A 12,679-nucleotide genomic window follows, 5' to 3' on the forward strand; every position below is an offset into this window, starting at 1 on the left:
ACAAACTACTTACAGGGTGTAATCAAATTTCTTTTTCAACCAGCCTGAAATCCAAGTATAAAGTTCAGGAGATACTGTAAGAGCCTCTTGAATGTGCTGTGCTGCATCAATGCCTACAATGCTTTGGTAAGGTCCCACTTGAACCGCGGCATCTTCAATGAATTTAGGGTCTTTCAACATAGTTTGAACAGCATTACGGTATTCATTGATCACATTTGTTGGTGTGTCAGATGGGATAAAGATCATTTTTTGGAAAGCGAAGCCCGCTGCAAAGAATTTAGAGTAAGCCGAATATTCTATACCAGAAGGTTGTTTGCCAAATTTCTGAGCATACACTTCTTGGAAGGTTGGTAGATCAGGGAACGCAGGATCACGTACTACTTTACCCTCTTTATTCATAACACCTAGAGAAAACAATGGAATCGCTTTGTCATTGTTTACTAGATCAACCACTGAGTTTAAGTAAGCAGACGTTGTTTGGAAGTCAATTTTCGCTTCGCCACGTTCAAACGCCAAACGACCCGCACCACGGCTTTTCATACCGAACACAGGTTTCACGTCCAAACCCAGCATTTCGAAGGCGATCAAGACAGGCAATTCAAGACGTGTTGGTCCTTGTGAACCAAACGGTAGCGTCATGCCATCTAATTTATCGATATCCGCGGCTGATTTCACACCCAAACCTGGCTGTACGTAAACCACACCACCCGTTGGGCTTGCCATTAATGGCACCCATTTATCGAAGTTATAACGCACTCGTTTGTCACCCAACATATATGGGAACAAGGTCGATGCCGACGTCGCTAGCATGGTGCTGCCATCGTCTTTGGCACGCTTGTAAAACAAGTTTGCGCCGGTAATGGAGCCGCCACCTGGTTGGTTACGGATAACCACAGTCGGATTGCTTGGAATGTACTTTGTTAGGTAAGGAGCAATAAATCGCGCCCACACATCAGTACCGCCACCAACCCCAAAGGGTACCGTCCAGTTAATTGTCGATGGCACATCGGCTTCTTTTGCTTGCGCAGGCAACGCAAGTACACAGCTGATAGACAATGCAGACGCACAGACTAAGTTGAGTATTTTTTTCATGTTATCTTCCTTTCTTGTTTTTATAGTTTATTAATGCGCTCGATAAGAACGCACCAAAAGCGATTAGCTAAGATAGATATTGCCTAATAATATTTTCTTCGCAGTACGGATTAGCGACACACTGTCCAAGGCAGATGGGTCGTTTTCTTTGCGTCTGGCGCTCAATTCAATCGTGCCAGATGGGTGTTCCAATACAAAAACCGAGCTCGCTTCCTGAGCATCGATCAGTTTTGATGCCACAGTACCCGGTGTGCAACACGCGGTCACAATGGCGATACTGCCGGTTACTGCCAATGCTTTATGGCATTTATGCGGCACAAAATAGCGTGCGGTGATCGTGCCGCCATGCAACGCTGGTGACACTAAAATCGGCTTCGGAATGACAGAATTTGATACATCTCCCATGCCCATTAACTCACCCGCTTGCAAACGAATATTTTCTAAGCGCGCCATAAATTCAATGTCACTGTCTAATTCAGCCGGTGACTCACTGCCGGTTTTATTAAGATCTTGTGCATTGATTAAAACCACTGGTGTTGCCGCATCAAGACAAGTTACTTCAATAGAATCAATAACATTGATCAACTTACCTGTTGGTAACAACTTACCTGTTTTCGAGCCTTCTACGTTAAGGAAGGTTAACTCGATAGGTGCACCTGGTGAGTTTGTACCACTAATGATGGTGTCCCCGTCATACTGAACCTGACCATTTGGGGTTAACACGGTGGCATGGATAATCTTGCCGGTATTCAAATTATGGATGCGTACTGTTGTTTTGCCTTGAGCCGCTGGAAACAAGCCCGTTTCAATGGCATAAGGCGCGACGCCTGAAAGCATGTTTCCGCAATTTGGAGAGAAGTCGACTTTCTTTTCGAGAATACCCACTTGGGCAAACAGATAGTCAACATCGGCATCCGGATGAGTAGAAGGACCAACCATAGCAACCTTACTGGTTAAGCTATTGCCACCACCAATGCCATCTAATTGTAGCTCATGCCCAGATCCCATAACTTTTAATAAAACTTCTGCGCAGGCTTCTCTGTCTTGAGGCAGATCAGCGATTTGCAAATAGGGACCTCGAGAAGTGCCACCACGCATAATCATGCAGGATAGGGTTTGCGACATGTGAATAAACCTTATTGTTATTGAGTACCTTCTATTACAATGTCACAAGATTGATTAGTGCATCAAATGCAAAAATAATGCATAGTTGATGTGTATAACGAATTAATAGAGAGCCTTATGCATCAAATAGAATTTAAAGACTTGGTTATTTTTATTCGTATCGCAGAAACTGGAAACTTTCACGATGCCGCCGAATTGACCTTTTTATCCCAACCGGCTCTCAGCCGCAGAATGCAAAAATTAGAAGGGATACTAGGGGCTCAACTCTTTGAAAGAACCACGAGAAAAACCTGGCTAACCTCAGTCGGAAGGGAGTTCTTGCCCAAAGCAAGGCGTATGGTTGAAGAGTTTGAATTGTCTGTTTTAGGCATTAAAGACATGGCTTCTCAGCAAAAAGGTAAGGTCACCATTGCCTGTATTCCAACCGCAGCGTTTTACTTCTTACCAAGCGTTATCACTGTTTTTAATGAAAGATACCCAGGAATTCGCATCCAGATCCTCGATGAAAGCGCGAACCATGGTTTGGAATCTGTGATTCGAGGCGACGCGGATTTTGGCATTAACATGGCCATTGCTCAGCACCCTGAAGTCACCTTTACGCAATTACTGGATGACCCTTTTGTGGTCTGTTTGAGAAAAGATCACCCGCTTTGCGAATTAACAGAAGTGTCTTGGACTGACATGGAACCTTATAAACTGATCAGTGTAGGAAGGGCCAGTGGTAACCGAATTTTGCTGGATAAATCTCTGGCCAAAGACCAAGTGCAATTGAATAGTTTTTATGAAGTGCAGCACCTGTCTACCTCACTGGGGCTGGTAGAAATGGGCTTAGGCATATCCATTGTTCCAAAACTGGCAATGCCACTTAGCAGTACCTCGGCACTCACCTACCGACCACTGAAAGACCAACAAATCGACCGCTCTATTGGTCTCGTCAAACGCAGCTCTACGTCCTTGTCACCAGCGGCGGATTTGTTTATTAACATTCTGCTAGAACGCTGGCCAGCGACCATCCCTCAAGTGACTTAACGCTCTTTATACACCGCAAATACAAAACAGCCGTGGGTTGAAAACGGTATTTACCACATCAATGGCGCTACTGTTTCTGACGAGCCACAAATTCCATTTGGTGGTGTCGGTGAATCTGGTTACGGACGCTTTGGTGGCCAAGCAGGCATTTCAGAATTTACCGATGTGCGCTGGATTACTATTGAGAACCCAGAGCAACATTATCCACTATAAGTGAGTAATGACACGGCGTTCGCCGTCACTTTCTCACCCTAAAATAGTTTCTCATCCTAAATAGACAAAAGGCCTATTCCCAATCAAGATTGAGAATAGGCCTTTTTTGTTGCTTAATAACGAGCAAGTAGGCGACTTTTTCATCCGTTGGGGGGAGTGTCTACCCCACTCTATCTGGCCTTCCCAAGCCCCATTTTATTCGGCAACAATTGTTCTATTACGACCTTGTTTCTTGGCCTCATAAAGCGCTTCATCCACGCAGATAAGCACTTTTTTCAAGGGAACCGAATGGTTGCTCCAGCTTGCTACGCCAATAGAGACAGTAATGTGCCCTACTGTCTCAAACTCTTCTTTTTCCACCGCTTCCCTAAGTCGTTCCGCCACCAAGTAGGCGTCTTCTACAGAGGTTTCTTTAAGCAATAATACAAACTCTTCCCCCCCTGTCCTCGCGACCATATCTTCACTACGAGAGAAGCGATTCATGATTTGAATTTGCTGTTTAAGCACTTCATCGCCGACGTTATGGCCGAACGTATCATTCACTTTTTTGAAGTAATCCACATCCACAGACAAGAGAGAAAACGTTTTGTCTTGTGCGACCAGCTCTTCAAGCTTAAATTGCAGTGCCCGACGGTTCTTCGCCCCCGTCAAAGGGTCTGTGTCTGCGTCCAGCCGCAGTTGGCCGATTTGAACTTGCAGTAATTTCACACCACTCAGAATGGCTTTTTTAAGGCTTGAACTTTCCACATACCATGAATTAATGCGTTCAATTTCATCACTTACTTCTGGGTTATCAAGGGTCTTGGCCTTGTCCGCTAATTGTCGTAATGGGTGAGAAATGGCGCGGGCAAATAGCCAGATAAACACAAACACCGCCAGCGTCATTGGTAAGGTCTTTAAAATCACCTGCTCCATAATGCCAGTCAAAGGCAACAAAGAAGATTCCAATGGACTTTGCGTTATTATGGTCCAACCGGTACTCGGAATCGTTGCGTAGCCAGCCAGCATATCAATCCCTCTGCTGTTGCGCAGGGACACGCCCCCTTCTTTTTTAGCAATGATTTCATCTAGGCCTGTGTTGTTCTTTACAATCGTACCGATTCTGTCTTGATCCGGGTGGTATAAGATCTTCTTCGCATTGTCTACCACATAAATATAGGAACCATTTCTATAAAAATGTTCGCCTAGAATTTCACGGAGAATATTGGGTTTTTTAAGATAAATAGTGCCCCCTACAAAACCAAGGTAGTCATGCTCTGGGCTAAAAATCGGCGTGGAAATAAAAACCAATAAATTATTAATCGTTGAGATATATGGCTTACTAATCAGCGATCTCTTTTCTTCTAACGCTTCTCGACTGCCTGCTGATTTAAGCTGCTTACCCACCAAACCTAGTGTTTCAGGCGACGCCGCTTGCGTCATGCCTGTGTCATTACTAATGACAACGGAATTAAAACTGTCTGTTTGATATTTAAGGCGGTTCGCCTCTCGAGCAAGAAAGGTCTTATCGTGCATCTTGGTTCCTAAACCGTTCGCAGAATAAGCCAGTTGCTGCCGCGATAAGTTCAAAAACACTTCGGTTGTGTCGGCTAATTTATGCGCATAAGCTTGATTCACGCTAATGCGCTGAGTAATAAGCTGTTCTTTTTGCACTTCATAGTTAGAGTAAAAACTGTTAACAAAAGTCAATATGGTGGCCGTTAGCGCCAACAGCAAAATCAGCCTATTTAATTTTAGAAAATTGTATTTCAAAGTACCCAAAGTCACTTTTCCTGTTATTTGATACACGTATTCATGGCGAAAAATGTCATTCATATTGGGCAATATAAGGCGTTAAAACGCCGAGTAAGCCGATATATTATGCAATTTCACATTCGTTTTTGACTTTTTCACGTAAATAATACGGGTGATAAAGACCGCAAAGGCAGACACAACCTCTGTCGTAATATTGTAATACTAACCGATTTTCAAGCCGAAAAAGCACGTTGATGACTATTTTTATGGCAAACGCTTTATATCGCGATGTCATGCATCATTCTTGCTCATCCCCTTGTGCTTCGACTTTATGATAAAGACGACAAGCCCCCTTGGGACAAATCAAATTTGGTACAGCGCAGACTAATTAATGTGGTGAATTTTTTCATGCCTTGTTGTGCGTATATAACGCGCTGACAAAAGGCTTCATACTCAAAAATATCGCTCACATTGACGATTAAGACAAAATCAACGCTGCCTGTCACCTTGTAGCATTGTTTGACTTCTGGGGATTGATTGATCGCAGCGATAAACTGGTTGGCCAGCATCAAATCATCACTGGTCATTTCGACTTCTACCACCATATTTAACCGACGCCCTAGCGCTTGAGCGGACACCACGGCCACCACTCGCTCAATAATTCCTTCGGCTTTGAGTTTATGCACTCGTTTTAAACAGGCTGGCGCTGACAAGCCGACTTTTTCCGCCAAAGAGAGATTGGTTTGATCCGCATCTTGCTGCAGCTCAGTTAAAATACGAATGTCGATAGGATGCAGCTTCATTAATTACATTTCTCTTAGTATGAATATAAGAAATTATAGTTTCCAAAATACCCAATAAGAAGCATTAATTAATTCTCAATTTGATATTCTATTGCCTGACTTTTGCTCATCATTTTTCATAAGGCAATACAATGATCCGCTCCTTTCAGCACCGTATTCAGAGTCGTCTACACACATTATCTCAACAGGCCGAACGCAATCGGATTGGCAGATGGCTAATGGATGTGTGTCGGATTTTTTGGGGGTTGGCGAAAATCATGATCCCTATCTTACTTGTGGTCAGAATGATTGAGTTACTAGGTTGGATTAACGCCTTAGGAAACGCCATTAGCCCCATTATGATTTGGGTAGGATTGCCCGGAGAAATGGGGTTGGTGTGGGTGACGGCCATCTTCAGTAATCTATACACGGCGATGGCCATTTTTTACCAATTAGGAGGAATGGACCAACTGAGCGTCGCACAGGTCAGTGTTTTGTGCTCTATGATGCTCATTTCCCACGGACTGCCTATTGAGGCCGCGATTGCCAAAGCCGTCGGCGCCAGACTCAGGTTTACTCTTGTATTGCGCATTGGCGGTGCCATGTTATTGGGCTTTCTCTTGCACCACTATTATGATGCATTTGCCCTGTTACAAACGCCTATTAACACCGCTTGGATACCCGAAAACAGCGACGCTAGCTGGAGCAGCTGGCTTTTATTACAAGGGCAAACGTTCGTGGCGGCGTTTGTTATCATCGCCGCACTTACCTTAACCATCCGAGTGTTGAATTACCTTGGCATCGAAAAAGCCATTCACTTTTTATTGTCCCCTTTGCTCCGCTTATTAGGCATTGGGGCAAAAGCGTCTAATATTATTGTGGTTGGTTTAACCCTCGGCCTATCTTTTGGCGGCAGTATTTTGATCCGAGAAGCCAAAACAGGACACATTGATAACCAGGACGTGTTTTTAACCATAGCTTTTCTAGGCTTATGCCATAGCCTTATCGAAGACACACTTTTAATGCTGTTATTAGGCGCGGATTTGTTTTCAATATTATGGGTAAGATTGGTTTTTGCCATCGTTATTATCGTGGCGCTCGCCCGTCTCCTTCCATTACTGTCTAGCAGAAAGTACGCTTGGCTTTACCAGCCCCCATCGACGCCACCACTCTCCAACAAAGAGCTGGTATAGCCAAAAGAAAAGCCAGATGAACCGAGTTCATCTGGCTTTATAAAGTGAGACTACACCGCCACCTAGCGCTTAATAACTAGAAACATTAAGCGTGGTCTGGCTGTTTATAGTAACCAATGCAAAGCAATGGCCGCTGTCCAAGAGAAGTCCTTACCGCCACAACCTTCACCCGTAATCGGATCAAAGTATTCAAAGTAGCCGGATTGATCAATGATCGCTCGTGACGCTTGGCGTAATTGTTCAGCCACATCATCATAACCGTAATGCTTCAAACCGTCGGCAATCATCCAGTTAATATGCAACCAAGATGGCCCTCTCCAGTAACGCTTCGCATCAAATGTGCTTTCTAGAGGCGAGGTAGACGCCAAACCACTTGGTCCTAACACCAACCATTTCTGGATTTCTTCTGCCATCAAAGCCGCTTGTTCAGCGCTGGCTGAGTAGCTGTATAGCGGCATAAAGCCACCCGATGTGCTTACCGGAATCGCTTTAGCAAGCGCGTGATCTCTGTTCAAGAACAAGTGACGCTCTGCGTCCCATAAGCTTGGGAAAATCGCTTCTGCTTTTTTCACAGACGCTTCCAGTGAAGACATGTCCACCTGGGTCGATGCCAGCGTATTTAGGTGAATCAAATCTATTGTCGCACGCTGTAACACGGCATTTAAGCTGATGTCTTGCGTGTGGAAAGGACAGTTTTGATAGATTTTCTGGTAATCGAAATCGTTTTCACGAAAGAAATCCACCAAATAAATATAACGATCATACTGCTCTTTCAATGGGCGCTGTTTGCTATCTACGTGGTTCAAATCACGACGCTGATAAGGACGCGTTACCTGTGGCACACGCTGCAACACATCATCCCATGCTGGGCTGTTGTCCATCCCAGATTCCCAAGGGTGATAGCTGGAAACCAAACCGGTTGTTTCTGGATCACGCTCTCGGTACCACCATTCGTGGTAACGAATCAGTTTTGGCATCAAGGCGTCTAATTTCGCCTGCGCAAGGTCTTTGTCCTTACTTTGCTCATAGATAATTCGCACCATGGTCGCCAATAATGGCGGCTGAGAAATAGAAGTAGTCGGTGGATTACCCTCTACTTTCCATTGATCAGGGCCTGGGAAATAATCGTCAGACTCTTGATGGAATACGATATGAGGCACCATGCCGTTGTCCCACTGGCCTTCAAACAGTTTATCAAACTCAGTCCATGCTCGAGCTTCATCAACATACAACCAGCCTAACGCAGTGACGCCTGCGTCCCAATTCCACTGGAATGGATACAATCCTTTGGTAGGAACAGTATAACCACCCAGATCATTGGTGCGTAAAATCCCTTTTGCTTGCGCGACTAAGTTCTCTAGCTTACTCATAAAATAATTTTCCCACCTTCAGTGTACCAACGTTTTTTGTCTTCTTTTGGCATTAAATACAATGTATTGCCGCTTTCTATTTCAATTTCATTTGGGATATTCACGCGGAATAATTGGCCGTTCAATTCAGCTGACAGCTGCTGATGAGAGCCTAATTTCTCACGGGTTAACACGGTAATAGGCCAGTAGTTATCTCTTTGCTCTTTTGAGATATGGAAGTCTTCTGGACGAATACCAAGCTGGAAAGCACCGTTAGGCACTGTGCCTACTTGGAAGTCAGGAGAAATAAAGTTCATAGGTGGATTACCAATGAAGCTACCCACGTATTCTGTGGCTGGCTTGTTGTAGATTTCATCAGGGAAATCGTATTGATCAATACGCCCTGAGTTCATCACCGCAATACGGTCGGCCAAACTCATCGCTTCCACTTGGTCATGGGTCACATACACAGTGGTGGTTTTAGACGCTTCTAATACCGATTTTAGCTCAGCACGCATTTGCAAACGCAACAAGGCATCCAAGTTGGACAAGGGTTCATCCATCAAGAGAACATCTGGTTCAACAGCCAGCGCACGGGCTACAGCCACACGTTGGCGTTGACCACCAGAGAGCTGACCAGAGTAACGCTTTAACAAATGATCAATGTGCATCAAGGCTGCGGTACGCTCTACATTCTCTTTGATCTTTTTCTCTGGGGCTTTTTTCATGCGCAAGCCAAAAGCAATGTTTTCAAACACCGTCATATGTGGGAAAACAGCGTAGTTTTGAAACACCATGGCCACATTGCGCTCTCTTGGCGGTAAATGTGACACAACACGATCACCAATTTTAATCGTACCGCTGTCTTGTGTTTCTAACCCAGCAATGATGCGCAACAAAGTGGACTTACCACACCCTGAAGGCCCCAATAGAACAGTAAATTCTTGGTCTTTAATATCGAGTGACACAGATTTAAGTATGTCTGCATCACCAAAGGATTTTTTAATGTTTTCTACGGTAATAGTGGTCATAACAAGTTCCTAAAAATAAATATCAATGTGAAGAAAAAACCTCGGACTTAACGGTTCGCAATCCCCCACATACTGAATAGATATTTTCTAACAACGAATAAAAATAGGATGGCTGGCAATATCAAAATCAAGCCACCAGCAAACTTCACTTCTACCGGAGAAGTAGAAAGGCTTTGCACCAAAAAGGCCGTCAATGTTTGGTTGTTTACGGTGAGCACCGCGGCAGCAAACACTTCGTTCCACGAAATAACAAAGGCAAACACAGCAGACGCAGTAAGACCTGGCAAGGCTAATGGCATCACAACTTTCATGAACGCCTGCCAGCGATTACAACCAAGTACCCAGGCCGCTTCTTCTAACTCAACAGGAATACCAAGAAACAAGCTGGAGGTAATCAACACAGAGAAAGGCAAAGCCAAGGCCGTGTGCACCAAAGACAAGCCAAACAAAGAATCGTCCAGACCAACATTGATGAAAATCACCGCCAATGGCAGCGCCAACAACGGCATTGGAAACGCTCGCGTTAACAAGATCAACATTCTGAAGGTTTCTTTGCCTCGAAAATCAAAGCGCGCTAACGCGTAGCCTGCTGGCGTCCCTAGACCAATCGCAATCACCATGGTGAACAAGGCCGCGATTAAAGAGTTTTTCAACGCCCCTAGCACACCGTAGTAATTCACGAAAAAGTGCAGGCTTTCCATGTCAAATGCAGGCCAGAAGTTCTTAGGAAAGCCATTAATGACGTCCGCTGAACTCAAGGAGTTGACCACTAATAAATAGATGGGGAACAGAATCCAAGACACAAGAAACGCCACACTGCTCAAAAATAACCAGCGCCACATTTTCTTCTTTCTGTTTACCTCTCGGACTTCTTTTTCCAAGATTTCATCGTAACTTAAATCGCTCATATTCTAGCCCCTTTAGGAACACGCAACACTCTTAGATAAAACAGCGTAAAGACAATAGAAAGGGCTAGGATAACCACGGCATAGGCAGACGCTGCGCCGGCATCTTGGTAATTAAAGGCCCAATTAAAGGTTTCTCCCATTAATACAGGCATATTGGAGCCCCCTAACAGCATGACAACAGCAAACACTTCGAACGCCAATAAGGTTCGTAGGATCAGTGCTGTTTGCAAACTTGGACGTAACAAAGGCAATGTCACCTTCCACAAACGAACCCACGAATTCGCGCCAAAAATTTCAGCGGCTTCGTAGTATTCTTTCGGAATAAGACCGATACCGGACACCAAAATAACCAAAAGAATCGCCGTCGCACGCCAGATTTCGGCCACCACAACAGCGGTGAAAATAATGATAGGGTTTTGATAGTTCAACCAACTTTCTGGCTGATCAATGACACCAATCGAGAACAAGAAACTGTTTAAGAAACCGTTTTGATCCAAAATCGCCAACCAGATAATACCGGCAGCAAGATCCGACACACCCAAAGGAATGGTCAAAATATACAAAACAGTGTCACGACCTTTCTTCATTTTCGAAATCATCAATGACATACCGACCGCCATGCACAACTGCACAGGGACAACCACCAAGGCAAGCAGCAAGGTGTTTTTCAAAGAGGGAAGAAAATTATAGTCAGTAAAGATATTTTCAAAGTTGCTTAAACCAACATGACCCTCTGACGAAGTGAAGGCCTGAACGAACACTTCAATGAATGGATATACGAAAAAAATCAATAAAAACAATACGCTTGGCGCAATTAAAACATAAGGGTAATATTTTTTATTCATAACAAATCCTGATTTCTTTTAAATAATTTCATAGCTGGTCTGCAACAGCCTAGAGGCAGACCAGAAAGCGAGAAATCAGTTAATTGGACAAGGGCCATCACTCGCTTTATCGGGCGCCCAGCAAGGTGCTTTGGCTCGATTAATCAGCGTTCTCAGCCTTTTTGCCTGACGATTAAGTACTTTGTCGATGTCCGCATTACGCAGAATGATTTGCTGGAAGGTGTCTTGGTAAACTTTATTGAATTGCCCACTCAAGTTCCCAAGTCCTACCGGTAAAATCGACGGCAATGCATCTGGCGCATTAGCTTGAAGCGCAATGGCTTTGCCCGCGATACGAACATTGGCAGGAAGATCCTCTGGCAGAGCCACATCTACAACCGGATAAAAGCCTGTGGCTTTCAAGGTTTTTACTTGAATATCAGGGCGAGACAAGTATTTGATTAAGCTGACAGACGCCGCTCGGTCTGGCGTGTTCTTAGGAATGGCTAGGCCTGCAATAACCGGCATAAAACCTCGACCGTATTTTCCTGCAGGTGCGGGAAACGCAACAAAGTCATTTGGTTTTTGATCAAATGCCCCTTTAAGACGAGCCGTATGATCAAAAGCAACCCATACTTCGCCAGTTAACAAAGGCTCTTGCATCAAGTTATACGCGGTGGAACGAGGGTTAACATTCTTCCAAAGGCTACGAAAATAAGCCCACATTTCTTGCGCGTCTTTACCACGAAAATCAGTGACCACGGAGTGGGTGAACGAAGGGTAAAGGTAACCTTGAATAAAGCGGTGCATTAGGCCTTTCTCACCAGCTGGGAAACCAAGCTTCGGACTGCCTGTCGCTTTGGTAAGGTTGATGGCCCATTGCGCCAGTTGGTCATAGGTTAAAGCATTGATGTTGGCGCCTTTAGGCAAATAAGGCAGTGCCTTTTTGTTCGCCGCCATAATGTAGGTAGCTTGCATCCAAGGGATGTATTTTTGATGGTCTGTACCCAGCTTACCCAGCTTGGTAATGGCCGTGTTGGCGCTGACCTTAGGCAGTTGAGCCAGTACATCATCAACAGGGTCTAACGCGTCCTGAATCTGAGGGAACTGACCATGCAATGCCCCTAATACACCCAGTGTCACTGAGTTGGTACGAGACTCTGCTTGTATCCGAGAAAAAAACGGGCCAGCTTCTTGTGGAAGAAATTTAACATTTCCATCATAGTCGATTAACACGTCATTTCGCATTGCGTCCGCTTCTTTGAGCGGGTTCGCTTGAGTTGAATAAAAGACAACCTCACTCGCCGAAGCGATAGAGGACCCTAATAATATTGGTAATATTATTTTTTTTAACATACATTTTTCCTCTTTTTTATTCTTATATTAAGTCTAGTTTCTT

At 44.5% G+C, this 12,679-nt stretch carries 11 protein-coding genes and 1 pseudogene; 3 read left to right on the top strand and 9 right to left on the bottom strand.

Annotated elements, in window-relative coordinates; genetic code table 11:
* Nucleotides 1-9: 9 nt before the first annotated feature.
* A complete protein-coding gene (locus ACIGBN_RS11710) occupies nt 10-1,092 on the bottom strand; it encodes a tripartite tricarboxylate transporter substrate binding protein (protein ID WP_133003826.1) in 1,083 nt (360 codons plus the stop codon).
* 63 nt (nt 1,093-1,155) lie between these two features.
* Nucleotides 1,156-2,217 carry a 4-oxalomesaconate tautomerase gene (locus ACIGBN_RS11715; RefSeq protein ID WP_133003827.1) on the bottom strand — a complete coding sequence of 354 codons (1,062 nt, stop codon included), beginning with the start codon at nt 2,215-2,217 and terminating at the stop codon, nt 1,156-1,158.
* Between the two features lie 117 nt (nt 2,218-2,334).
* Between ACIGBN_RS11715 and ACIGBN_RS11720 the strand changes: the two genes are divergently transcribed.
* Together ACIGBN_RS11720 and ACIGBN_RS11725 are read left to right on the top strand one after the other, a co-directional pair.
* The gene (locus ACIGBN_RS11720; RefSeq protein ID WP_396665594.1) at nt 2,335-3,246 is read left to right on the top strand and encodes a LysR family transcriptional regulator; all 912 of its coding nucleotides are present in this window, start codon (nt 2,335-2,337) and stop codon (nt 3,244-3,246) included.
* 45 nt (nt 3,247-3,291) lie between these two features.
* Nucleotides 3,292-3,459, top strand: a pseudogene (locus ACIGBN_RS11725) (aldehyde dehydrogenase family protein); the annotation flags it as partial.
* A gap of 195 nt (nt 3,460-3,654) precedes the next feature.
* On the opposite strand, the gene ACIGBN_RS11730 reads toward ACIGBN_RS11725, so the two are convergent.
* Nucleotides 3,655-5,220 carry a diguanylate cyclase gene (locus ACIGBN_RS11730; RefSeq protein ID WP_396665596.1) on the bottom strand — a complete coding sequence of 522 codons (1,566 nt, stop codon included), beginning with the start codon at nt 5,218-5,220 and terminating at the stop codon, nt 3,655-3,657.
* Between the two features lie 302 nt (nt 5,221-5,522).
* Nucleotides 5,523-5,996 (bottom strand): Lrp/AsnC family transcriptional regulator, encoded by a 474-nt coding sequence (locus ACIGBN_RS11735; RefSeq protein WP_133003839.1) that lies wholly within the window; start codon nt 5,994-5,996, stop codon nt 5,523-5,525.
* 131 nt (nt 5,997-6,127) lie between these two features.
* Between ACIGBN_RS11735 and ACIGBN_RS11740 the strand changes: the two genes are divergently transcribed.
* Nucleotides 6,128-7,168 (top strand): hypothetical protein, encoded by a 1,041-nt coding sequence (locus ACIGBN_RS11740; protein WP_396665599.1) that lies wholly within the window; start codon nt 6,128-6,130, stop codon nt 7,166-7,168.
* Between the two features lie 104 nt (nt 7,169-7,272).
* Here the strand turns inward: ACIGBN_RS11740 and ACIGBN_RS11745 are convergent, their stop codons facing one another.
* From ACIGBN_RS11745 to ACIGBN_RS11765, 5 genes are all read right to left on the bottom strand, one after another.
* Nucleotides 7,273-8,538, bottom strand: coding sequence for an MGH1-like glycoside hydrolase domain-containing protein (locus tag ACIGBN_RS11745; RefSeq protein WP_396665601.1), 1,266 nt, complete (start codon nt 8,536-8,538; stop codon nt 7,273-7,275).
* Nucleotides 8,535-9,548, bottom strand: a complete 1,014-nt coding sequence (locus tag ACIGBN_RS11750) for an ABC transporter ATP-binding protein (RefSeq protein WP_396665603.1) — start codon at nt 9,546-9,548, stop codon at nt 8,535-8,537. The genes ACIGBN_RS11745 and ACIGBN_RS11750 overlap by 4 nt, the downstream gene beginning before the upstream one ends.
* Before the next feature lie 47 nt (nt 9,549-9,595).
* A complete protein-coding gene (locus ACIGBN_RS11755; protein ID WP_207923408.1) occupies nt 9,596-10,456 on the bottom strand; it encodes a carbohydrate ABC transporter permease in 861 nt (286 codons plus the stop codon).
* Entirely contained in the window at nt 10,453-11,301 is an 849-nt protein-coding gene (locus ACIGBN_RS11760) for a carbohydrate ABC transporter permease (protein WP_396665606.1), read from the bottom strand. Before ACIGBN_RS11760 ends, ACIGBN_RS11755 begins: the two co-directional genes overlap by 4 nt.
* 75 nt (nt 11,302-11,376) lie before the next feature.
* Nucleotides 11,377-12,636, bottom strand: a complete 1,260-nt coding sequence (locus ACIGBN_RS11765) for an ABC transporter substrate-binding protein (protein WP_133003843.1) — start codon at nt 12,634-12,636, stop codon at nt 11,377-11,379.
* Nucleotides 12,637-12,679 lie beyond the last annotated feature (43 nt).

This window comes from Marinomonas sp. NPDC078689 (assembly GCF_044542435.1).
GTDB lineage: Bacteria > Pseudomonadota > Gammaproteobacteria > Pseudomonadales > Marinomonadaceae > Marinomonas > Marinomonas arenicola.